Origin of the sequence: Nitrobacter winogradskyi Nb-255 (assembly GCF_000012725.1) — a bacterium.
Classification (GTDB): domain Bacteria; phylum Pseudomonadota; class Alphaproteobacteria; order Rhizobiales; family Xanthobacteraceae; genus Nitrobacter; species Nitrobacter winogradskyi.
This window is the reverse complement of sequence record NC_007406.1, coordinates 272,163-294,581: the sequence shown is the minus strand read 5'-3', so window position 1 is coordinate 294,581 and position 22,419 is coordinate 272,163. Positions and strand designations below refer to the sequence as shown.

Annotated in this window: 19 protein-coding genes, 1 tRNA gene and 1 pseudogene; 13 read left to right on the top strand and 8 right to left on the bottom strand. The window is 60.6% G+C overall.

Annotated elements, in window-relative coordinates; translation table 11 throughout:
* The first annotated feature begins 67 nt into the window (after positions 1 to 67).
* From NWI_RS01375 to NWI_RS01355, 5 genes are all read left to right on the top strand, one after another.
* Positions 68 to 868, top strand: coding sequence for a type IV toxin-antitoxin system AbiEi family antitoxin (locus tag NWI_RS01375; protein WP_011313595.1), 801 nt, complete (start codon positions 68 to 70; stop codon positions 866 to 868).
* 44 nt (positions 869 to 912) lie between these two features.
* Positions 913 to 1,680: a nucleotidyl transferase AbiEii/AbiGii toxin family protein gene (locus NWI_RS01370; RefSeq protein WP_202943782.1), complete on the top strand. Its 768-nt coding sequence runs from the start codon at positions 913 to 915 to the stop codon at positions 1,678 to 1,680.
* Positions 1,681 to 2,117: 437 nt separating this feature from the next.
* On the top strand, positions 2,118 to 3,110 hold the full coding sequence (locus tag NWI_RS01365) for a hypothetical protein (RefSeq protein ID WP_244374947.1): 993 nt from the start codon (positions 2,118 to 2,120) through the stop codon (positions 3,108 to 3,110).
* A 20-nt stretch (positions 3,111 to 3,130) separates the two neighbouring features.
* Positions 3,131 to 3,997, top strand: a complete 867-nt coding sequence (locus tag NWI_RS16360; protein WP_244374946.1) for a DUF4365 domain-containing protein — start codon at positions 3,131 to 3,133, stop codon at positions 3,995 to 3,997.
* 116 nt (positions 3,998 to 4,113) lie between these two features.
* The gene (locus NWI_RS01355) at positions 4,114 to 5,322 is read left to right on the top strand and encodes an HNH endonuclease (protein WP_011313591.1); all 1,209 of its coding nucleotides are present in this window, start codon (positions 4,114 to 4,116) and stop codon (positions 5,320 to 5,322) included.
* A 46-nt stretch (positions 5,323 to 5,368) separates the two neighbouring features.
* Here NWI_RS01355 and NWI_RS01350 read toward each other — a convergent pair whose 3' ends face one another.
* Together NWI_RS01350 and NWI_RS01345 are read right to left on the bottom strand one after the other, a co-directional pair.
* Positions 5,369 to 6,523: a toll/interleukin-1 receptor domain-containing protein gene (locus NWI_RS01350; RefSeq protein WP_187148003.1), complete on the bottom strand. Its 1,155-nt coding sequence runs from the start codon at positions 6,521 to 6,523 to the stop codon at positions 5,369 to 5,371.
* A gap of 263 nt (positions 6,524 to 6,786) precedes the next feature.
* Positions 6,787 to 7,281, bottom strand: coding sequence for a hypothetical protein (locus NWI_RS01345; protein ID WP_011313589.1), 495 nt, complete (start codon positions 7,279 to 7,281; stop codon positions 6,787 to 6,789).
* Positions 7,282 to 7,549: 268 nt separating this feature from the next.
* On the opposite strand from NWI_RS01345, the gene NWI_RS01340 reads away from it, so the two are divergent.
* From NWI_RS01340 to NWI_RS16585, 5 genes and pseudogenes are all read left to right on the top strand, one after another.
* Positions 7,550 to 8,449, top strand: a complete 900-nt coding sequence (locus tag NWI_RS01340) for an ArdC family protein (protein ID WP_011313588.1) — start codon at positions 7,550 to 7,552, stop codon at positions 8,447 to 8,449.
* A gap of 87 nt (positions 8,450 to 8,536) precedes the next feature.
* A pseudogene (locus NWI_RS18525) lies at positions 8,537 to 8,995 on the top strand (ParB/RepB/Spo0J family partition protein); the annotation flags it as partial.
* Positions 8,996 to 9,542: 547 nt separating this feature from the next.
* Positions 9,543 to 10,894, top strand: a protein-coding gene (locus NWI_RS01325; protein ID WP_148203749.1) for an IS3 family transposase whose coding sequence is annotated in 2 segments (ribosomal slippage) — positions 9,543 to 9,876 and positions 9,876 to 10,894 — 1,353 coding nt in all. Because the reading frame shifts where the segments join, the coding sequence is not laid out codon by codon here.
* 94 nt (positions 10,895 to 10,988) lie between these two features.
* The gene (locus tag NWI_RS01320) at positions 10,989 to 11,642 is read left to right on the top strand and encodes a TonB-dependent receptor domain-containing protein (RefSeq protein ID WP_187148002.1); all 654 of its coding nucleotides are present in this window, start codon (positions 10,989 to 10,991) and stop codon (positions 11,640 to 11,642) included.
* A gap of 112 nt (positions 11,643 to 11,754) precedes the next feature.
* Positions 11,755 to 12,405: a LysR family transcriptional regulator gene (locus NWI_RS16585; RefSeq protein ID WP_011313585.1), complete on the top strand. Its 651-nt coding sequence runs from the start codon at positions 11,755 to 11,757 to the stop codon at positions 12,403 to 12,405.
* Positions 12,406 to 12,496: 91 nt separating this feature from the next.
* Here the strand turns inward: NWI_RS16585 and NWI_RS01310 are convergent, their stop codons facing one another.
* The 6 genes from NWI_RS01310 to NWI_RS17805 form a co-directional block, all read right to left on the bottom strand.
* Complete coding sequence (locus NWI_RS01310) at positions 12,497 to 14,116, bottom strand: DEAD/DEAH box helicase (protein ID WP_244374945.1); 1,620 nt, start codon at positions 14,114 to 14,116, stop codon at positions 12,497 to 12,499.
* A gap of 1,013 nt (positions 14,117 to 15,129) precedes the next feature.
* Entirely contained in the window at positions 15,130 to 15,597 is a 468-nt protein-coding gene (locus NWI_RS01305; RefSeq protein WP_041344642.1) for a low molecular weight phosphatase family protein, read from the bottom strand.
* A gap of 87 nt (positions 15,598 to 15,684) precedes the next feature.
* Complete coding sequence (locus NWI_RS01300; protein ID WP_011313582.1) at positions 15,685 to 16,188, bottom strand: UPF0262 family protein; 504 nt, start codon at positions 16,186 to 16,188, stop codon at positions 15,685 to 15,687.
* Between the two features lie 301 nt (positions 16,189 to 16,489).
* The gene (gene hisD, locus NWI_RS01295; RefSeq protein ID WP_041344641.1) at positions 16,490 to 17,779 is read right to left on the bottom strand and encodes a histidinol dehydrogenase; all 1,290 of its coding nucleotides are present in this window, start codon (positions 17,777 to 17,779) and stop codon (positions 16,490 to 16,492) included.
* Between the two features lie 209 nt (positions 17,780 to 17,988).
* Positions 17,989 to 19,278, bottom strand: coding sequence for a UDP-N-acetylglucosamine 1-carboxyvinyltransferase (murA, locus tag NWI_RS01290; RefSeq protein ID WP_011313580.1), 1,290 nt, complete (start codon positions 19,276 to 19,278; stop codon positions 17,989 to 17,991).
* A gap of 265 nt (positions 19,279 to 19,543) precedes the next feature.
* A complete protein-coding gene (locus NWI_RS17805) occupies positions 19,544 to 19,711 on the bottom strand; it encodes a hypothetical protein (protein ID WP_187148001.1) in 168 nt (55 codons plus the stop codon).
* A gap of 277 nt (positions 19,712 to 19,988) precedes the next feature.
* On the opposite strand from NWI_RS17805, the gene NWI_RS01280 reads away from it, so the two are divergent.
* The 3 genes from NWI_RS01280 (at position 19,989) to bioB (ending at position 22,355) form a co-directional block, all read left to right on the top strand.
* Positions 19,989 to 20,063: transfer RNA gene (locus tag NWI_RS01280), tRNA-Thr, on the top strand.
* 335 nt (positions 20,064 to 20,398) lie between these two features.
* Entirely contained in the window at positions 20,399 to 21,073 is a 675-nt protein-coding gene (locus NWI_RS01275) for an outer membrane protein (protein ID WP_041345277.1), read from the top strand.
* A gap of 256 nt (positions 21,074 to 21,329) precedes the next feature.
* Entirely contained in the window at positions 21,330 to 22,355 is a 1,026-nt protein-coding gene (gene bioB / locus NWI_RS01270; RefSeq protein WP_011313577.1) for a biotin synthase BioB, read from the top strand.
* The last annotated feature ends 64 nt before the right edge of the window (positions 22,356 to 22,419 follow it).

Here is a 22,419-nt window from a genome sequence, read left to right as displayed (position 1 = left end):
TGTCAAAATAGACTCTGGGAATCACGAAACAATTGCGTAAAGTAACGAACAATGATACTTTTCGCGAATGAAATCAGAGAAGAGCCTTCACGCCCGCGACTACATCACCGCTCTCGCAGCGAGCGGGCGCTATCTTTTTTCCTCGAAAGAAGCGCAGGCGGCGTTGGGGGTTAGCGCCGACGCGGCCAAGCTAGCCCTCAACCGCCTTGGCAAGCGGGGCCTGATCGCGGCCCCGGCCCGCGGCTTCTATGTGATCGTCCCGCCGGAGTACCAGTCTCTGCGGTGCCTGCCGGCGGAACAGTTCATTCCCGACCTCATGAAGCGTCTGGGCGCCGCCTACTACACGGGCCTGCTATCCGCGGCCCAGTTCCACGGCGCCGCCCATCACCGCCCGCAGGAATTTCAGGTGATGGTGGCGAAGGCCCGGCGCACGATCGTCTGCGGCGCCGTGCGGGTCGCTTTTTTTGTACGCAAGAATCTCTCCGCGATTCCCGTGCAGAGCTTTAACACGCCGCGCGGAACGATTCTCGTCTCCTCGCCGGAAGCGACGGCATTCGACCTGGTCGGATATCAGGGGCAGATCGGCGGTCTCGATCAGGTGGCGACCGTTCTCGGTGAGCTCGCCGAGAAGCTGAATCCCGAAAAGCTCGCCGACGTGGCGCAAAGTGCGCCGGTCCCGTGGGCGCAGCGACTCGGATATTTGCTCGGCAAGGTCGATGCCGCCGACCGGACTGAAGCTCTCAGATCGTTCGTCAGCACTCACGCCCGGCAAACGGCGCCGCTGCTTCCTGCAGCGCCGCTCGACGGCGCTGCGCGCGATGATGTCTGGAAGCTCGCTATTAACGCCGACGTGGAGGCCGAGCTGTGATCCCTCGCGACTACATAACCGAATGGCGCGCTCAGGCGCCTTGGGTGCAGGACATCCAGGTCGAACAGGACCTCGTGATCTGCCGGGCACTGGTCGAGATATTCTCGCACCCGGTACTTTCCCAGGCGCTGGCCTTCCGGGGCGGGACAGCTCTTTACAAGCTCTACCTCAAGCCTGCCGCGCGATATTCGGAGGACATCGACCTTGTTCAGATGCGGGCCGAACCCGCCGGTCCCGTCATGACCGCGTTGCGCGAAGTGCTCGATCCGTGGCTCGGCGCTCCCCGCTGGAAGCAGACGGAGGGGCGCGTAACGTTCGTCTACCGGTTCATGTCGGAGGACAACCCGCCCATCGGCATGAGGCTGAAAGTCGAAATCAATTCGCGGGAGCACTTTGCCGTGCACGGCTTTACGCGCATCCCGTTCAGTGTTGCTTCGCGCTGGTTCGAGGGAGCTTGCGAGATCCCGACCTATGAACTCGATGAGCTCCTCGCCACCAAGCTCCGCGCCCTCTACCAACGCAGGAAGGGCCGCGACCTCTTCGATCTTGAGACCGCGCTCAAAGTGGACGGCGTAGACGCGGGTCGCATCGTTGAAGCCTTCGGCGCCTACATGGATCACGGCGGGCACCAAGTCACGCGCGCGCAGTTCGAGCGCAACATGGCTCAGAAGATGGGCGATCCCCAGTTCACCGCCGATATCGGCCCGTTGCTGGCGGGTGATCATGAGTGGGACATCGAAGCCGCTGCTGCGGCAGTTGGAGGCAACCTTATCGCCAGGCTGCCGGGGCCGCCATCGGATGACCGCTCATGACGCAGAAGGAAACAAGTCCGCGCGAAAATGAGCAATCGGCCGGCTTGTTGCTGCCGCTCAGCGAGCGGTGCTTCGACCTTTACGCTCTGTCGCTCCCGCGCGGGCCAAACTTCCACCCCTGGTCATTCCGCTCCGCTTGGAGCAGCGGGAAAGACTCCAGTATCGGAGCGGTTCTGCAACTGTCCCCCGCCGGGCCATTCGCTACTTTGATTCTGCGCAGGCAGGTCGACCACCGTTTCGTCCTCACTCACCGCAAGGAGATGATCGGCAGCGAGCAGGAGGCGTTCGCCGACCTCGCAGCCAATATGCAATTCTCGGCTCCCGAACCGCTGCGTCCCGGCGAAAAACGGCGGCCCCTCCTGCTCGATACGGCGGGGAGAACGCCCGGCGATTACTTCAAGCTCCTGACAGGAACGCGCACTCACTATCCGGCGCTGATGGCGATCGGCGAGTTGTATCTCGCCATGCCGCGGCCCGACGACAATTTCGCCGGCGATTTCCAGACGAACAACTTCAATTCCCGCCTGTGGGAACTTTATTTGTTTGCTGCGTTCCGCGAGCAAGACATCACTGTCACTCAGCCACTCCCATCTCCAGATTTCCTTCTGGAGCGGGACGGGCATTCATGCTGGGTTGAGGCTGTCACCGCCAATGCGGAAGAACCCTATGCGCAGGGGTTCACAACCCCGGCGCCGCCGCCCGATGACCGCGCCGAACGGCTGATTGGCGCACCGGCGGAGCGGTTCGCGAAGACACTGCGCAGCAAACTACAGCGCGAGTATGATAAGGCGCCTCACGTCACGGGGCAGTCGTTTGCGTTTGCGATAGCCGACTTCCATGCGCCCGGCTCAATGGTATGGAGCAGGGAGGCGCTGCCTTCGTATCTCTACGGCATACATGCGCAGGTCGGCGAAGGACCTGAAGGCCCGTTCGCGTTTGCGGAGTCCGTCGCAAAGCTGCGCGGTTCCCACAGCATCCCCGCAGGGCTGTTCCGCGACCCGGCCATGGCGCACTTGTCCGCCGTGATCTTCAGCAATGCCGCGACGCTCGGCAAATTCAACCGCATGGGCTTGCTTGCGGGCTGGCGACCGCAAGGCCTGTCGATGGTCCGCGAGGGGCTGATCTTCGATCGCACGCCCGGCGCGCTTGAGCCCAAGACGTTCCGCCTTGACGTGCTGAGCGAGGAGTATGCGCGCCTCTGGCCGGGTGGTGAAGCATGGTGCCAGGAACTCGAAGTCTTTCACAATCCGATGGCAACCCACCCCATCGACTTTGACCTCATTCCCGGCGCGACCCACTGGTTCGAGGAAAACGGCGAGTTGATGTGCTCGGCATACTGGGAATGCTCGGTTCTATCTTCAATGACCCATCTGAAGATCGAAACGCCGAAAGACGGGATTACGCAGGAGAAATCGAAACAAGCGGGATGATATTTATGGACTTACCGAAGGTGGGAAACACATACGCTCAGGAGCGAGCGGGCATCGCTGCGGTTCAGGGCTACGCCGCCGACAGGAAACAGATATGGCGGGAGACGGGGACCGGCGATGTCGGCATCGACGGGCAACTGGAATTCGTGAACGAGCAAGCGTTGGCAACAGGGCGCACGGTTGCCGTTCAGGTGAAGGCCGGGCCGTCCTACTTCCAGCATGAGACTGCCGCCGGCTGGAAATTTTACCCGGAAGCCAAACACCGGAATTACTGGGAAGCCTTCCCGTTACCGGTGCTGCTCGTGCTTCACAACACCGAGACAAGCCTGAGCTACTGGACGGATGCGCGGCAGGCGTTGCGGACGCCCACGAGAGAGGAGCGCGCCTATATCGAGATTCCAGGCACAAATGTCTTGCAAAAATCGGACCCGATGACGCTGTTCGAGAATGCCGGCGTTCAGGACCAGCCGTTCATCCCGGACCTTCACGACGTTCTGAAGCGGCTTCTTGCGACGGAGTCCCGGGAAGGGACGTTTCCTCTCTCCCATTTCGATCTGTTCGTACATGGCCTGACAAATATTTGCCGAAGCATCTATTACGGCATGGACGCCGTCTGCAACGCCGTCGAATACAACCTGAGTGTCCGAAAGTCGGAGTTCGGCATGGGCATGGGCGAGCCGGAGCACAATTTTGTATTCGGCTTCGTCAAACTCCTGGTCGCGCAGAACCTCGCGCAGATCGATTACGCCGATTGTCTGATCGACTGGATCGACCGGCAAATGCAGCCTCATTTCGTTGCGCCGCTGACATCGCGCGGGCGTGCCCTGGTGGCCCTGATTCACGAGGAGGAACGGGCGATTGGTCGCTGCCGGTGCTCTGCCCGATGAAGGAGGCCGCCATGTCGCGCAAGAGGGGTTCTTTGAGATGGTCCCGCTCTCGTATTTTCCACGATTTCCTCGAATCCGTGCCTTTCAGGATGCGATAAGAAGCGCAGGATCAAAGCATGGATAACCCTCTCTTGTGCATTTTCTGCGACAACGCGCTGGGACCCGACACCAAACCCGAGCACATTCTGCCCAATGCCCTTGGCGGTCGTAAGACGACGCGGCGCGTCATCTGCTCGGATTGCAACAATCGGTTCGGGAGCACGATCGACGATGCACTCGCCAAACAAGTCGAGATCATCCGCAATCTTCTCCAGCTAGAATCGGGCACCGGCAAGCCGCCCCCGATGCTACGCAACGTTCAGGCGGGAACCGAAAAGGTCACGTTCCGAAACGACGGCCAGCCTGAACTGGTCACCCCGCCGTTTACCGTGACTGAGCGGCCCGACGGCACCGCCGAGGTGGCGATAACCGTAAAGACTCCCGAGGAGCTTCGACGGTTTCTGCCTCATATTGCGGCCCGGCTCAGAATGTCCGAGGACGAACTCGTCAAGCAAATGGAAGGAGGAACGGGAGTTGTCGTTGAACGGCGGCCCGGTGAGGTTCATCACCACATTTCGTTTGGCAAAGAGGATGCCATCCGCTCCGTCGCGAAGTCGTGTCTCGTTCTTCTCGCAACACTCGTGGGCAATGACGCCGTCAAGTCTGATGCGTTCAAGGAAGCGCGCACCTTTGTGCTGACAGGGAGCAAGGAGTTCAACGAAAAGCGTGTGACGATTGATTCCCGGCCTGTCCCCGGGGTCGATGACTTGATCCGGGTCTACGGGATGTTTTTCAATCTCATCTATGTCCGGTCCGATTCAGCAGGCCGTGTGATCGGCCATTTCACGCTTTATAATGCGATAAGCTGGCAGATCGTTCTCGCCGAAGCGGGTGGGCCGGCGGAGTGCAAGAGCGGACTGGTTTCGAATCCGCTTGACCCGACATCGTGGAGCGATGCCATCGCCGATACGGTCAACATACCGTTCGCGTGGCTTGATGCGGCAGACAAGGGTTATGAGCTGGAACGCGCGCGTCAGCGGCTCATTTCAATGGCGCAGTACCATCATGATGAGTCGCAGCAGGCGGAGATCGCCCGGATAGTCAATGACGTGTGCGCGAAGTACGGAATCAAGAGCGACAACGATCCAATAGACCCCGCGCACCAGGAAGCCATTTTCAACGAGATAACCGCACGCCTTGCGGCGCATGCCATGCACCAGCCATACGAGCAGAGACTCACAGCCGACCAGATGAAGAAGTTACTCAAGGGCGAATCGAGCGAGTAGGGCGCGCGAACTTCCGTTTGGGGCTGGTTGACCAGGTACTGACACGTTATTGCCTGCCTTTAAGGAAGCGGCGCAATTGATCCGCCTTGCCGACGATGCGGTGCAGCTCAAATTCGCGATCGCCGATGACCTTGTAGTCAACGAGCAGGCCGCGCTCAAACAGATAGTTCGCCGCCGGATTGAGCCTGCGCGGCTCCCAGCCGTAGCGCTCCGCAATCGCTTTGCTCTCTGCCGGGAACTTCGGATCATTCATGATATCGGCGGCCAGTTTCAGGGCATCTTCACGCGGGTCCCACGGCTTCCAGTGCCGGTCGAATTCCGTGAACAGCGACGCCTTCACGAGGGCATGTATCTTCGTGTCCTTGAAGAAGGCGGATAGCTCGTAAAGCGCATCTTTCGTATCGGCAATTGTCAGCCCGGTTTTCTCCGCCAGCGGTTCTACATCGATGATCGGATCGGCGAAGCGGCCATACGTGGTGTTTTCTACGAAGTAGCGGGCGATCGTATTTGCCGCCGCAGAGCAGCCGGTTTGCGTGACCGCTTCCGCCGCCACTGCATGAGGAGCCGGACCCAGTCTCGGCTTGCGGCTGATCCCGTGAATGTCATTGATCAGCTGTGTGATGTCTTCATCGGCACTGATCTCCGGCGCATGCATGCCTGAAAGCAGGGGCGGCAAGTCCTTCGGCGGCAGCTTGTGGCGCACCGGCAGGAAGCGGCATTTGTTGCCCAGCTTGCGCACAAGGCCCGCATCCATTTCCTGATTGACCCAGGGCTTGCCGACGGATTGCGGGGTGAGCAAGACGAGGAAATGGGTGCAATCGCCCAGCCCCTCGTCGATTTTCTGGCGCAGGCTGTCACCAGTCGTGATGCACCATTTGTCCCACCACGTGTCGATGCCGTTTGCCTGCAATGCCGTGGCAATGCGCTCGGCGAGGGCGGCGTCGTCAGACGTGTAGGACAGGAAAACGCGCGGCGCGCCTTCGGGCATTGCATTCTCGTCTGGTGTTTCTTCTTCCTCGCCATCGCCCATTCGCTCGCGAACGAGCGCGATCAATTCCGGTGATCCCTCGACATGCATTTTGAGGTTTTCGAGGCTATCGCCTCGCATGACAACGACCGGGAACTCCCCGGTTTCCGGGTCGCGGATCGATCCGATCTTCTCCCTAATCTGCGCTTCGAGACTCTTAAGGACAGCCTGCATGAGAGCATCCCCGAAGTCGCCGGGCTTTATTCTCTTTCCGTTTATCTCGAAATATATCATCCCTTTGCCTATAACTACCGCATAACGTACCACGTTATGTACGACATACAAGATATTGTGCCGCCATCTACATTAAGAAAGGGCCGCGCCTGCCTGCGCCAGTGGCTCGGCAGACCGGGCTATCGTGAACCCGGCCGCTGTGTCCCGGCCACCCGGCTTCCATCCCTCGCGCAAGATAAGTCTGAAACCGAGAAAGAGCGCGATCAGTCCCAGAGGCTTTCGAGATTCCTCGCTACCCATTCGAGCGACCGCTTTGCCTCTCCTTCCCCCTCGGGCCATTCCGCCGCATACCGCAAGAGCGCTTCGCCATTCCTGCGCAAGGCTTCATGCCACGGCTCCGCCGCATCCGGCGTCACTGTTGTCGTATGGTCGGCAAGGAAGACCAGCCGCTCGCCGAGCCAGCGGGCCAGCGTCTCATGCAGGTCGATGCAATCCTGTCCGAGCGGCGTGCCCCAGGTTTTCTTGTAGTCCTCGCCGGTCACGAATTTCCCGCGTGGCTCATGCCTGCTTTTTCTGTTCCGCTCTTCCTTCATTGTTTCAGCCCCTTCGTACATCGGGAACGGCAGAAGCAGAATCAGGTGCGGGACCTTTACGCGCCCTGCGCCGCCCAAGCGGCGCAGGACCGGGCTCTCGTGAACCGCGCCCCGTCTTCCGCCTTCGCTGAAGCTACGACGGACAAGCCGCCGGGTCACGGCCATCCGGCTTCGATCCCTCGCGCAAGAGCGCACTGACAGCGCCGTTCCGGCTCTGACTTGTCTTGATGTTTTTTGGGGGCCTGCGGCCCCCGCGCCGTCAAGACCGAGCGCAAGCGTGAAAATCAAAGGCCGTGTAGTCCCCCGGCTCAACGCCGGGGTCCGGCCCGCACCCAACCCTTTGATTTTCAGTCTTGACGGCGATCCCCCCGCTCATTGGCGCGGGCCTAGTCCGGTTGCATGCGCAACCGTTTTTTAGACTAGGGAGGAAGCAATGAAATCAGACGTTTATACTCGCATCACGGATCAGATCGTGGCCGAGCTGGAGAAGGGCGTCAGGCCTTGGCACAAGCCTTGGAATGCAGGGCATGTGGCGGGGCCGATCAGCAGGCCGCTGCGGTCCTGCGGCAAGCCGTACAGCGGCATCAATATCGTGATGCTGTGGGCGACCGCGATGGAGCGCGGTTATAGCGCCCCGATCTGGATGACCTTCCGGCAGGCGCTTGAGCTTGGCGCGCATGTACGCAAGGGCGAGAAGGGAGCGCTTGTCGTTTTTGCCAGCAAGATCACCCGCACCGAGCAGGATGACAGCGGGCAAGCGCACGAGCGCGAGATTCCGTTCCTCAAGGGCTACACCGTCTTCAATGTCGAGCAGATTGACGATTTGCCCGCGCACTACACGGCAAGCACCGCGCCGCGTCTGAACGCGGAGCAGCGCATCGCGCGGGCGGAAGGCTTCTTTGCCGCGACCCGCGCCGACATCCGTCATGGCGGGAACAGCGCTCATTACGTGCCCTCGCTCGATTACATCCAGATGCCGCCGTTTGAGAGCTTCCGCGATGCGGCTGCTTACTACGCAACGCTTGCGCATGAATGCACGCACTGGACGCGGCATGAAAAGCGTCTTGACCGCGATCTCGGGCGCAAGCGCTTTGGCGATCAGGGTTACGCGATGGAGGAGCTTGTTGCCGAGCTTGGCGCGGCGTTCCTGTGCGCCGATCTCGATCTTGTCCCGCAGATCAGGGACGACCACGCGCCCTACATCGCCGGATGGCTCAAGGTCCTGAAGGACGACAAGCGGGCGATCTTCACCGCCGCGAGCCACGCGCAGCGGGCCGCTGACTTCCTCACCGGATTGCAGCCTGTCGTCGCACAGACAGCAGAGGCCGCGTGAACTTGCCGCGATTGCAGCGCAGGAGGGCGCGGCTTCGCGCCCTTCGCCGGTGCAATTGTGCATCGATCAAACGAAGGAGAACCAACCATGTCTATTCAGACCATCCCCTTGCAATCCATCCTGCCGCCGCAGGGCAACCCGCGCAGTGCGTTCGACCCCGCGACCATCGAGGGGCTTGCCGCCAGCATCCGGCAGGACGGCCTCTTGCAGAATCTTGTCGTCAGGCCGAGCCGGGGCAGGCAGTTTCGCATCGTCAGCGGCGAGCGGCGTTACCGCGCCTTGAAGCTGTTGCAGGAGCGCGGCGACATCGCGGAGGATTTCGGCGTCACCGTCGAAATCCGCAGCAAGCTCAGCAAAGACGATGCGCTGCGCCTTGCGACCGTCGAGAACGTGCAGCGAGAGAATTTGCCGCCGCTCGATGAGGCGGCGGCGTTCGCCGCGCTCATTCGCAAGGGCGCAAGCCTTGATGATCTTGCCGCGAAGACGGGTCTTTCCCACACGACCATCAGGCGGCGGCTGGCGCTGAACGATCTGTGCAGGGAAGCGAAGGAAGCGCTGGCGGCGGGAACGATCACCCTTGCGCAAGCCGAAGCGCTGACGCTCGGTGATGCGGACGCGCAGCGCAGCGTGCTGGGCGACTTGGAGAGCGGGTACGTCCCCTACAGCGCCGCCGATATTCGCGACCATCTTCTCGATGAGCGTCCGAGCGTGGCCATGGCAATCTTTCCGGTGGAGCAGTACACCGGGACGATCACGACCGACCTGTTTGCCGATGACGAGGAAAGCTACTTCGACGATGCCGATCAGTTCCTTGAATTGCAGCGGCAGGCGGTGGAGAAGCTCGCGACTGAGTACGCAGGCAAGGCGGCGTGGGTGGAAGTGACCGAAGCGCACCGCATCCCCGCTTGGCAGTACGAAGAAGCGGAAGATGGCGAGCAGGGCGGCGTTCTCATCAACCTCGCGCCGTCAGGCCGCGTCGAAATTCGCGAGGGGCTTGTCTCTCCCGCCTGTCCGCCGTCAGGGCTCTTGAGACAGTTTAGGAGTTTTCGGGAAGGGAGGATTTCTGGATCATCGCAGCCAATTTGGAGCGCAGATGAGACAGAAATCCGGACCAGGCAAAGCGCCGGCAGAACAGGTGCTGAAGGACATCCGACGGCAGACGCGCCGGCATTATTCGGCGGAGGAGAAGATCCGTATCGTGCTGGAAGGACTGCGCGGCGAGGAGAACATCTCCGAGCTTTGCCGCCGCGAAGGCATCGCCGCCTCGATGTATTACGGTTGGTCCAAGGAGTTCCTGGAAGCCGGCAAGCGCCGGTTGGCGGGCGACACGGCACGTGCCGCAACCTCTGGCGAGGTGAAAGATCTTCGTCGGGAAGCCTCGGCGTTGAAGGAAGTCGTCGCCGATCTCACCCTGGAGAACCGTCTGCTAAAAAAAAGCATGAACGGGGATGGGGAGAACGAGGCATGAGGTATCCTGCGTCCGAGAAAGCCGAGATCATCGCGTTGGTGGAGCAGTCGCATTTGCCGGCCAAACGCACGCTGGACAAGCTCGGCATCCCCCGCGCCACGTTTTATAGATGGTACGATCGCTACCGCGCGGGCGGCATTGAGGCCCTGGCAGATCACCGCTCTCGACCGGATCGGGTCTGGAATCGTATCCCGGATGACGTCCGCGGCCAGATCATCGACCTGGCATTGGAGCTTCCGGAACTATCGCCGCGAGAGCTCGCCGTGCGGTTTACCGACGAGAGAAAGTACTTTGTCTCGGAGGCTTCGGTCTATCGGCTGCTGAAGGCGCACGACCTCATCACCAGTCCGGCCTATGTAGTGATCAAGGCGGCGAACGAGTTCAAGGACAAGACCACCGCCGCCAACCAGCTCTGGCAGACCGACTTCACCTACCTGAAGATCACCGGCTGGGGCTGGTACTATCTATCGACGGTGCTCGACGACTTCTCGCGCTACATCGTCGCCTGGAGGTTAGGTCCCACGATGTGTGCCTCCGACGTCACGGCTACGCTCGATCAGGCACTGGCCGCCTCTGGTCTGGATCACGTCAGCGTCAGGCAGCGGCCCCGGCTTCTCAGCGACAATGGTTCGAGTTACGTCGCGGATGATCTGGCCACGTGGCTCAGGGCCAAGGACATGCAGCATGTGCGCGGAGCGCCGTATCATCCTCAGACTCAGGGCAAGATCGAGCGTTGGCATCAAACGTTGAAGAACCGCATCCTGCTTGAGAACTACTATTTACCGGACGACCTCAAACGTCAGGTCGCCGCGTTCGTCGAACACTATAATCATGACCGCTACCACGAGAGCATCGGCAACGTTACACCTGCCGACGTCTACTTCGGCAGGGCTGAGACAATCCTCGCCGAACGACACCGCATCAAGCGCGACACCATCGCAAACCGTCGCTTGCAGCATCAGCTGCAGGCCGCTTAAACTCTAACCACAGATGAACCAGAGCCTCTCTTCTAGAAATGTCTGATCAGTCTCAAATTATCTGACGACGGACAATGCGAGCTATATTGAGGGTTTGACGCAAGGAACAGTCGTTCCCACTGTTTACAGCAATGCAGGGGAGGTATTGCATCCCTATTTAACCAAGCAAACGGAAGTTGGCGTAAAGTACGATTTTGGAACGTTCATCGCCACGGCTGCCGTGTTCGAGTTTGAGAAGCAAAACACCATAGTTGTTCCGGATGGGTCAAGCGGCCCCGGTCGTCTGGCGATCGACGGCAAACAGCGCCATCGCGGCGTTGAAATCAGCTTCTTCGGCGAGCCCTACGAGGGCGTCCGACTGCTGGGCGGCGTTACCTATAGCGACGCCAGAATGATCGCGACACAAGGTGGAACCCTTGATGGCACATTTGTCACCGGCGTTTCCAGATGGCAGGGTAATCTTGGCGCAGAATGGGATACACCGTTCCTGGATGGTCTGACCTTCACAGGAAGAATGATCGCGACCGGATCACAATATGCCAGCACGAACAACACACTGAGAATGCCGGGCTGGACACGCTTCGACGTCGGTGCCCGCTACACGACGACGGCTCTCGGAAATCCGCTCACCATTCGCGGAGGTATCGAGAACGTACTTGGTACGAAATATTGGTCTCAAGTATCCGGTAGCATTTTCTCATTGGGAGCCCCGCGCATATTCAAGTTGTCGGCGACTATAGACTTCTGATTGTGAAATCTTGCGATAAACTCCCTGACAAACTGATGTTGAAAGCTAACGGCAAGGCGGTTGAATCGTGTGCGCCTGCTCGGCGGCTTGATTGTCGCCAAGGAAATGAAGGATGGACCTGCGCCACCTTCGTTATATCGTCGCCGCGGCCCGCAACGGCAGCTTCAGCGCGGCTGCGAACGAGTTCAACGCCAGGCAGCCGATCGTCAGCAAGCGCATCAAGGAGGTTGAGGACGAACTGGGCGTGCGCTTGTTCGAGCGTTCTACCGCCGGAGCGCGACTGACGTTGCTCGGTGAGGATTTTGTCGTCGATGCCCGTCGGGTTCTCGATGAGACGGAGCATATGGCCCGGCACGCGAAGGCCAGCCGTGCGGGGACGCTCGGGCACGTCGTCGTCGGGTTCTACAAATCGCTATCGGCGGGAGCCTTCCGCGCGGCGGTGAGCTGCTTCCGAAAGCAAAATCCGGATATCGATATTGAACTGGTCGAACTGCCTTTCGCAGACATTGCGGCGGGCGTGATATCCGGCGCTCTTGATGCCGCGATCGTCCTCGGCGACGCCGGCAAATGCGCGATGTTCAAGACCATCGGGCTTTGGTCCGAGCATCTCGTGATCGCGCTGCCGAAGGATCATCCGCTCGCAGACAAGCCGATCGTCTACTGGCCGGATTTGAGAGGCGAGCGATTCCTCGTCACCGTTCGCGATCCTGGTCCCGATACACGATCAACGAGACGGAGGAATGCCGGACTGCCAGGGCGATAAAGAGGTGCCTTCGCATAATTGTTTGCAACGTCTTCGCTCAACCGCGCGTATTCGGGCGAACCCCTAATCGTGACACGGAGGATCTCCGGTGCTACGTCTGTAATCGTGCCGCCAAGGTTGACAAAGGCCGCGCGGACGAATGGTTCGAATTCCAGGGAGGGTTGGGCCTTTTCGAGCGTCGGCGTTTGTGGGCCGACATATTCGTAGCCATCCATAGCTCCAAGGGTGGTGTCGATATTCGCGTTTTCTTCTTCAAGGGTCTTCTTGGCAGCATCGATGCTGCGACGACAAGTTCACGGATCTTCTCATCGAACCCAGTGCCTTCCTCGCCATCGCCGACACCTGATGCCTCAAGCAGAGATTCGATATCGCCGATCGCGTCGGTCGCCATTTGCAGTTTGGTCATGAGGCGACCGACGATGTATTCCTCAAACGTGCCGGCAAGCATGACATTGTAAATGACGACGTTTTTGTGCTGGGAACCCAGGCGCTGAACACGGCCAATACGTTGTTCGACAATCATTGGATTCCACGGTAAGTCAAAATTGATAAGGACGTTGGCAATCTGGAGATTGACGCCCTCCGATCCGGCTTCGGTTGATACAATAGCCCTTATCTCTGGAGGGTTACCGCGAAAGCGCGCGATCGTATCTTGGTTACGCTGCCCGGACGAGCCGTTAATGATGCCAACTTTCAAGCCAAGCTCTTCAAGGAAAGCCTGGATAGTGGTCTGAGTCTCGCGTCGTCCTGTAAACACCACCATACGCCAGCTGGTGGGATTTTGCTGCTGCAGCATGGAGACGAGTTGTCGGAGGCCTTCCAGCTTCGCGCTTGTTCGCATGGGCGTGACGATGGCTTGCACAGTTGCGGCCAACTCCATCGGCACCGTCCCGTTCCGCGCCATGGTTTGCAATTGCACCATGAGAGCGTGCGGGCTGCTGGTCAACGCCTGCAGGATGCTTATCTGCGCAAGGCGGTTCAGTTTCTGAATCGGTTTGGCAATAGCCTTGATAAGGGCGAGCTCCTCCGATGAGGGTGCCACTTTATGCAGTTGGATCTTGCGTTCGGGAAAATCTAGGTTGGCATCGCCGCGCCGGACGCGTGACATGTAACCATAGACAATCTTGCGAAAATCCTCTCGTGCGTCGGGTTTTAGGATGCGTGCGGTCTCGCGCTTATCTGCGATAAAGCGGCGTGCGAACATGCCTTCGCTTCCGAAGGGATTTTCGTGGCCTCGAGCGACGGTGAGCAGATCAACTAGGGAATAGAGGTCCCACAGCCGGTTCTGAATAGGTGTTGCCGTCAGCATCAGCACGTAGCGAAAGCGGCGCTGTTGCAAAGTGCGATGGAAAACCTTGGCGACCTGCGGGGTGGGATCAACACCGTAGAGATTACGGAGCTTATGCGCTTCATCTAGAACTAACATATCGAAGCGATCATCGGGTATCTTGTCGAGATGAGCGCGGGCCGAATGATAGGTCGTAATTACGGCGCCGACCTCGTCTGGCTCGGCCGAAGCGAGTTTGCTTCCGGTGACGACCTCGCCCGGAATATCAAATTTTGCCTCTAATTCGTCCTTCCATTGGGGCCCAAGCAGCTTGGGCGCGACAATGAGAATCTTGGCAACGCGATTGCGCGCAATCAATTCGCTTGCGACGAGTCCTGCAGAAATGGTTTTGCCGAGGCCGACATCGTCAGCAAGCAGGGTCACCGGCAAACGGCGGCAGAAGGTGATGAGGTTCTGGACCTGATGGTGAAAGGGCTCCAGCCGGTCTTTCCAGCGGAATTCGGATTGAAATCATCCCGGCTCTTAATCACGATAGGGTCAGTAAGGCCCCATTCCAGCGCCGCACGATAAACCGCGTATTCGCCGGATGACTTGGTTCGACGAAGAATCTTTGTCTTTAGTTTTTGCCCCGACCCCATGGCACGCAGATCCAGTTTTGGGAGTAAGAGTGCCGCTGGAGGCGGGTCTCCGCAAGTCCCACTTTCGCTAGCCTGCCGCAGGCTTAGTAGGGACGAGAACTTTTTTGCGCGGCAAGTGAAACCTTATTTACTGACTGGATTGAGGATTTTGTTGTCACTGCGCGTCGAGCTCTCGACGAGACGGAGTAGATGGCCCGGCACGCGAAGGCTAGCCGTGCGAGGACACTCGGGTACGTATTGTTGCGGACCAGAACTGTCATCACGTAGGGCCGGGGCGTCGCGCTGTAATGCGAATCCGCAGTCGGCCTCACCAACCTCGGCGTCGTATTCTGCCCGGTCCATGACGGAGGCGGCGCGACGCCCCTTGGCTACGTCGCTTGCTGGAAGCCAGACAATGCAAGTCCCGCGCTCAAGACCTTCCTGAGCGGCATCCGCGCAGCTGATCCTAGCTTAGTGGTATAAAGCGAGGTATGATTAGTAGTGAAGTGACTGCTGCTAAAATGTGTGTATCTTTGTCCTAGCGACCGACGTTGCTCACGACATTTTCAACAGGAAATAGGCTGTTGGCCTTCTCGTTGGCTCGGAGATTTTTCACACTGACGAATATCGATTGAATATCATTTCGTTATACGAATTTTGCGACGATGCCCCTGATCATGTCATGCCTCATTTATCATCCTCCACCTTCAGAAATCCGGAAGCTCCGGGGATCGAGGTTGTGTTTGCCGAGAGAAGATAAATCCCATCAAGCTGATGAACCACGGCGGCTCTTCGCTCCCCGCTTCCGTTATCGTAAATTCATGCCTTGAATCCCCCACCCCGAGCAAAGCGCTTGCGGATGCGTGAGAGCAGTCCGTCGCAGACGTCGCGATAGGCCTGCAGGCGCTGCTCGCGGTTGCCCTCGATAATGGTGGGATCCGGGGTCGGCCAATATTCGACATCGGCTGCGATCGTCCGCGTCAGTTCCAGCGCCTTGTGATGAGCTTCCGGCGACAGCGTGATGATGAGATCGAAGTTGAGACCTTCCCAGTCCTCGATCTCTTCGAACGTCATCGGCCGGTGCTTCGAGATGTCCTGGCCGAGTTCGGCCATCACCGCAACGGCGAACGGATCAAGCTCACCGGTTCGAACACCGGCGGATCGTACATAGAGGGTTCGCGGAAACATCTGCTGGAGCAGGCTCGCCGCCATCGGCGAGCGCACGCTGTTGTGCGCGCAGGCGAACAGCACCGACTGGGGACTGTGCACGCGCGCAGGCGCGGCCATGGGCTCAAGCCGCTTTCGTTTCGCGCGGGCCCTCCGCGCGGCCATTCCGCATGCATCGCGACAGCAACAGATGTTCCGCCTTTCGGATCATGCGTTACCCTTCCAGTGCAGAACGGAGATCAAGGTGAACAGCCGCCGCGCGGTCTCGAAATCAACGTGGACCTTGCCGTTCAGCCGCTCCTGCAGCGTGCGCGAACCTTCGTCGTGGATGCCGCGCCGGCCCATGTCGATGGCCTCGATCTTGTCTGGCGTCGCGGTCCGGATCGCCTGATAGTAGCTGTCGCAGATCATGAAGTAGTCTTTCACGATCCGCCGGAACGGAGTCAACGACAACAGATGTGTCACCACGGGAGCGCCGTCCTCGCGCCGGATGTCGAACATCAGGCGGTTGCCGGTGATCGCGATATGCAGGGTGAACGGGCCGCCTTCCGCACCCTCCGGTGCGAACAGGTTCTTTTCGACGAGATCATAGATCGCGATCGCCCGCTCGTGCTCGATATCAGGTCCGGAGCGCCCGATCGAATCCTCATCGAGCGTGACCGCCACGATTCGATGGCGAGAATCATCCTCGGATGGGGTCTCCTTGCTCATGGCCTACCGGTCCAGTTCCAACATTCGCATCCCATTTCGGCGCGGCGAGAAGCGAATGCGATTGCCTTCACTATAGCGTTTTCGAGCGAAGCATGTCCTCGGGCTTGACCCGAGAATGGGCACCAATTCGCGTGAAGAAAACGCGTCAAAACAACAATCTGGAGCTTTGCTTCTGACTTCTATCAGAAGCAAAAGCTCTAGAGCATGATCCGATCAAGTTGAATCGGACCATGCTCTAGAAATGGTTGTCTGATCGCATTTTCTTGCGGCGAACAGGTCATCCACTTCGCCGGAAAATGCTCTAGTTGAGACGCACTCCGACCGAACGGGCATGGGCATCGAGGCCCTCGGCCTTGCCCAGGGTCATCGCCGCCGGCCCCAGCGCCCGCAACTGGTCCGGCCCGCATTTGAGGATTGACGTTCGCTTCATGAAGTCAAGCACGCCAAGGCCCGACGAAAACCGCGCGGAGCGTGCCGTCGGCAGGACGTGATTGGAGCCGCCGACATAATCGCCGATGGCTTCCGGCGTATGCGGCCCGAGAAAGATCGCGCCGGCATTACGGATCCGCGCTGCGAGGCCTTCGGGATCGGCGGTCATGATCTCCAGATGTTCCGCGGCGATCGAATCCGCCAGCACCACCGCTTCATCGAGATCCGTCACCAGAATGACGGCGCCAAAGTCGTTCCAGGAGGCGCGCGCGATCCCGGCCCGCGGCAACGTTGCGAGTTGCGTCTCCACGGCGCGCTCGACATCGGCGGCGAGCGCCTCGCTGTCGGTGATCAGGATCGATTGCGCGTTGGCGTCATGCTCCGCCTGCGCGAGCAGATCGGCGGCGATCCAGCCGGCGTTGCCGGTTTGGTCGGCGATGACAAGCACCTCCGAGGGACCGGCGATCATGTCGATGCCGACCTTGCCGAACACCTGCCGCTTGGCGGCGGCGACATAGGCGTTGCCGGGTCCGACAATCTTGGCCACCGGCGCGATGGTCGCGGTGCCGTAGGCGAGTGCGGCGACCGCCTGCGCGCCGCCCACGCGATAGATTTCGGAGACGCCGCCGAGCCGCGCCGCCGCCAGCACCAGCGGATTGATCCTGCCCGCCGGCGAGGGCACCACCATGACGACGCGCGCGACCCCGGCGACCATAGCCGGCACCGCATTCATCAGCACCGAGGAAGGATAGGCCGCGGAGCCGCCCGGCACGTAAAGTCCGACCGCCTCGATCGCGGTCCAGCGCGAGCCGAGTTCGACGCCGAGCGCGTCGATGAAACGGTCGTCCTTTGGCAACTGGCGGCGATGAAAGGTCTCGATCCGGTCGCGCGCCAGCTTCAGCGCGTCCAGCGTCGCGGCGTCGCAAGCCGCCACGGCGGCGTCGATCTCGGCTGCGGTGAAGCGGAGACCCGCGGCGTCGACGGACAGCCGGTCGAACTTGCACGTGGCCTCGATCAGCGCCGCATCGCCCCGCGCCGCCACGTCGTCGACGATAGCGCGCGTGGCCGCCTCGATATCGGCCGAGACCTCGCGCTTGGTCGCAAGAAACGCCTTGAAGCGCGGGACGAAATCGGCGTTGCGGCTATCGATGCGGATCGGCATGGGCTGGGATGCTTCCGGCGGATGTGGAACAATATCACGGGTCACAGGGACACCGGCTCAATGGCGCGACCTCAAATCGCCGTCAACCCTTCGAGATCATTTCGCTCGAAAACGCCATTGGTTCGCACCAACCCCGATCCGGCGCGGCGAACCCGGCCGGCACCATGAGAATCAGATCACTGTTCGCTGACGGGCCCTTCGGGTCGGGATCAGGCCCTGATCCGTTCGATCGAGGCGCCGCACGCCGACAGTTTTTTCTCAAGCTGCTCGAAACCACGGTCGAGATGGTAGACGCGGTTGACCATGGTCTCCCCCTCACCGGCGAGTCCGGCGATCACCAGCGACACCGAGGCGCGCAGGTCCGTCGCCATCACCGGCGCGCCGCGCAGCGTTTCAATGCCTTCGATGGTGGCGGTTTCGCCGTCCAGATGAATGCGCGCGCCTAACCGCGCCAGTTCCTGCACGTGCATGAAGCGGTTCTCGAAAATCGTCTCGGTGATATGGGACGTTCCCCTGGCGCGCGTCATCAACGCCATGAGCTGGGCCTGAAGATCGGTCGGGAATCCGGGAAACGGCGCGGTGGAGACCGTTACCGGATTGATGCCGGCGCCGTTACGCGCGACGCGAATCCCCTCATTGTTCGGCGTAATCTCGGCTCCCGCCTCGGTCAGCACGTCGAGCGCCGCCTGCAACAGTTCCGGCCGCGCCCCGCGCAGCAGCACCTCGCCGCCGGTCATCGCCACCGCCATCGCATAAGTGCCGGTTTCGATCCGGTCGGGCAGCACGGTATGACGTGCGCCGCCGAGCCTACCGACCCCCTCGATGACGATCCGCGGCGTGCCGGCCCCGGAGACCCGCGCGCCCATTTTATTGAGACAATCGGCGACATCGACGATCTCCGGCTCGCAGGCCGCGTTGGTGATGACGGTGGTGCCGCTGGCCAGCGTCGCCGCCATCAGCGCGACATGGGTGCCGCTCACGGTCACCTTGGGAAACGCCACCTCGGCGCCCCTCAGGCCAGCGGGCGCGCTGGCGATCACATAACCGCCGTCGATCGCGATTCTGGCGCCCAGCTTTTCCAGCGCCAGGATCAGAAGATCGACGGGACGGGTGCCGATGGCGCAGCCGCCGGGCAGCGATACCCTCGCCTCATGCATCCGCGCCAGAAGCGGCGCGATCACCCAGAAGCTGGCCCGCATCTTCGAGACCAGTTCGTATGGCGCGGTGGTGTCGATAACGCTGGCGGCCGAGATATGCAGGGTCTGTCCCTGATATTCATGATCACCCGGACGCTTGCCCGCCGACATGATGTCGACGCCGTGGTTGCCGAGAATGCGCTGCAACTGCGCAACGTCCGCAAGTCGCGGCACGTTGTCGAGAATCAGCGTTTCCTCGGTCAGGAGCGCGGCGATCATCAAGGGCAGCGCCGCGTTCTTTGCCCCGGAAATCGGAATGGTGCCGTTGAGCCTGTTGCCGCCGACGATGCGAATGCGATCCATGCCGATTCCCGTTTTCCGTTGAAGTCCTTAGGACCAGAACCCGCCACCGCCCCATGGAACCGGTTAAAGACTCTATCTCTATGTTCTGACACGTTCCTTGGGCTCAAGCCGAGGACATGCTTCGCTCGAAAACGCTATAGCCGCGCCCCGCGCCCGACAGGATCACGATCAGGCCGTGGGAAGAAGCTTAAAACCCGCCGGGAGGAAGCACGCAAGCCGCCTTCCGTCCGGACCTGTCGCACCGATAGAGAGAATGGCTTCAGCGTCATTCGTCCCGGTGCTCCGGGTCGGGGTCTGGCGCGGAAGCCGCCTGATCGCCTCGTCCGCGGGATTGCGATTTCCGCCGCTTGAGATTTTCGCGCAGCGCCGCCCGCAGCCGCATCCGACGTCCTCCGTTCTCCGCGTCGCGGTCGGTATCGCGCTTTTCGGTCATTATCTTCATCTTCTGCCCGAACGTCCGGATGCGCCCTTTATAATCTGCGGGAGCCGGCGAATTGATCTTAATAGACATGCCGGGCGCGGCTGCCGCAACAACCCTTCCCGGCGCGATCCGTCCGCGTTGACAAGCGAATCGCCAGCCTGCGCACCGATTCGCGTTGACGCAGCGCTCCTGACGCCGCCTCAACTTGCGCGCCTTCAAGCCTTGTGGCAAGGATCGGCCGCCGCGCGGAGACCCCTGTAGCAGGGACGATTACCCCGCGTGGCGGCTTGCTGCCGTAGCTCAGTGGTAGAGCACTCCATTGGTAATGGAGAGGTCGACAGTTCAATCCTGTCCGGCAGCACCATTTTTCCTTAGATAGAGCGCACAGGCAATCGTCGGCAACGCGAAGCGGAAAGGCTGATTCGCGGGGTCACGGTCCTGATTCGCGCCGGGAGCGTCCGCAAGCTGCGGCTGTGCGCCCGATTTTGGCGTGAAGGCGCGGGAATTAAGGCTTCATTCGGCTTTTATTAGCGAGGCATTAAGCAAACGCGCGCGGCTTCCACCCGCGACCCGGCTAAAGGACTTCGATCGTTTTGGAGTGTGGCCTCTCAGTGACAGCTTTTTTCGGCAAATCGATTTAGGGTCTTGATGACGGGGCCGACGAACGGCTGCTCGGAACTCGAATTCCTGGAGAACGAAATGAAAAAGATTCTGCTTGCTTCTGTAGCCTTCCTCGGAATGGCCGCCATCGTGCCGGCACAGGCCGCTGATCTCGCGCCGCGCCCCTACACCAAGGCTCCGCCCTATGTTCCCGCGCCGATCTACAACTGGACCGGCTTCTACCTCGGTGGTCACATCGGTGGCGCGTTCGGTGGTCCGGGCAATGTTTTGGCCCCCGGCTTCTTCAACAATAACGACGGCGCGTTCATGGGCGGTGGTCAGGTCGGCTACGACACGCAGTTCTCGCCGAACTGGGTCTTCGGTATCGAAGCCAACTACAGCTTCCTCGACACCGGCTCCTTCTTCGCCAACCGTGGCCTCGGCTCGGTGACCGCCCGCCTCGGCTACACCTGGGGTCCGGCGCTGCTCTACGTCAAGGGCGGCTACGGCTGGGCTGACTCGCGCTTCACCAACGGCTTTGCCGGCAACGGCGGCCGCGACGGCTACACCGTCGGCGGCGGTCTGGAATACCTGTTCACCCAGAACTGGTCGGGCAAGGTCGAGTACCAGTACTACGATCTCGGCAACGTGAACTTCTTCGGTCCGTTGGGCGGTATCGGCAACTTCCGCAACGACCAGCACACCGTGAAGGTCGGCCTGAACTATCGCTTCAACTTCGGCGCCCCGGCTGCTCCGTACGCTCCGGGATACTGATCCTTACGAACCTTACGGTTCCAGGTACGAGAAAGGCCGGCATTTCGATGCCGGCTTTTTTCTTTCTGGAGCCTTTCCGCGTCTGAATCAGAGGCCAACGTGCTCTGGAAGACGTGCTTCGCTCGGAAAACGCTATAGCCTTAAAGCGATAGCCCTTGGCGTCATTCGGGATTCGCCGCGCGCATGGTATCTGTGTCAGGCGGCAGGCCGGTTCAAACACCGATCCCGCATGACGAGGGCAAACAGGACACGCGCCATGAAGTCAGACCCGGTTTCGTTCGACAGCAGCCACGACCTGATGGCGCGGCCCCGGCATGACTGGACGCGCGTTGAGGCCGAGACACTCTATACTACGCCCTTTCCGGATCTGCTTTTTCAGGCGCAGACCATTCATCGCCGCCATTTCGATCCCAATCACGTCGAAACCGCGAGCCTGCTCAGCATCAAGACCGGCGGCTGCCCGGAAGATTGCGGATATTGTGCGCAAAGCGCGCATTACGACGCCGGGGTGAAGGCCACGAAGCTGATGGACAAGGACGCGGTCCTTGAAACCGCCCGGCGGGCAAAGGACGCCGGCGCTGGCCGATTCTGCATGGCGGCCGCCTGGCGCCATCCGAAAGACAGGGATCTCGACCGGGTCTGCGACATGATCAGCGCCGTCAAGGCGCTCGGCATGGAGACCTGCGCCACGCTGGGAATGCTCACGCCCGAGCAGGCCCGGCGGCTGCAGGAAGCCGGACTCGATTTCTATAACCATAACGTCGATACGTCCCCGGAATTCTACGACAAGATCATCACCACCCGCACCATGCAGGATCGCATCGAGACGCTCGCTTGCGCGCGCGAGGCCGGGCTGAAGCTCTGCTGCGGCGGCATCATCGGCATGGGCGAGCAGGTCGGCGACCGCCTCGGTATGTTGATATTGCTGGCCAATCTGGATGAGCATCCCGAAAGCGTTCCCATCAACCTGTGGAACGAGGTCCGGGGAGTACCCGTCAACGACACAGCGGACCGGCCGGATCCGATCGCGCTGGTCCGCATGATCGCGGTCGCGCGAATCATGATGCCGAAAAGCGTGGTGCGGCTGTCGGCGGGGCGGCAGTACATGACCGATGAACTGCAAGCGCTGTGCTTCGTGGCCGGCGCCAACTCCATTTTCATCGGCGACGTTTTGCTTACCACCAAAAATCCGGCGACCTTGCGCGACGCGGCATTGCTCGACCGCCTCGGCATGAGTTCGCCGCTGGATGGGGTGAAGATGCCCGCGGCGTCGCCGAGCTGATCGGGGCGACTGCCGGCTTCGAGCGGCGCGCGCTATTCGCCCGCAGCGACTTCGTAAGAGCGGA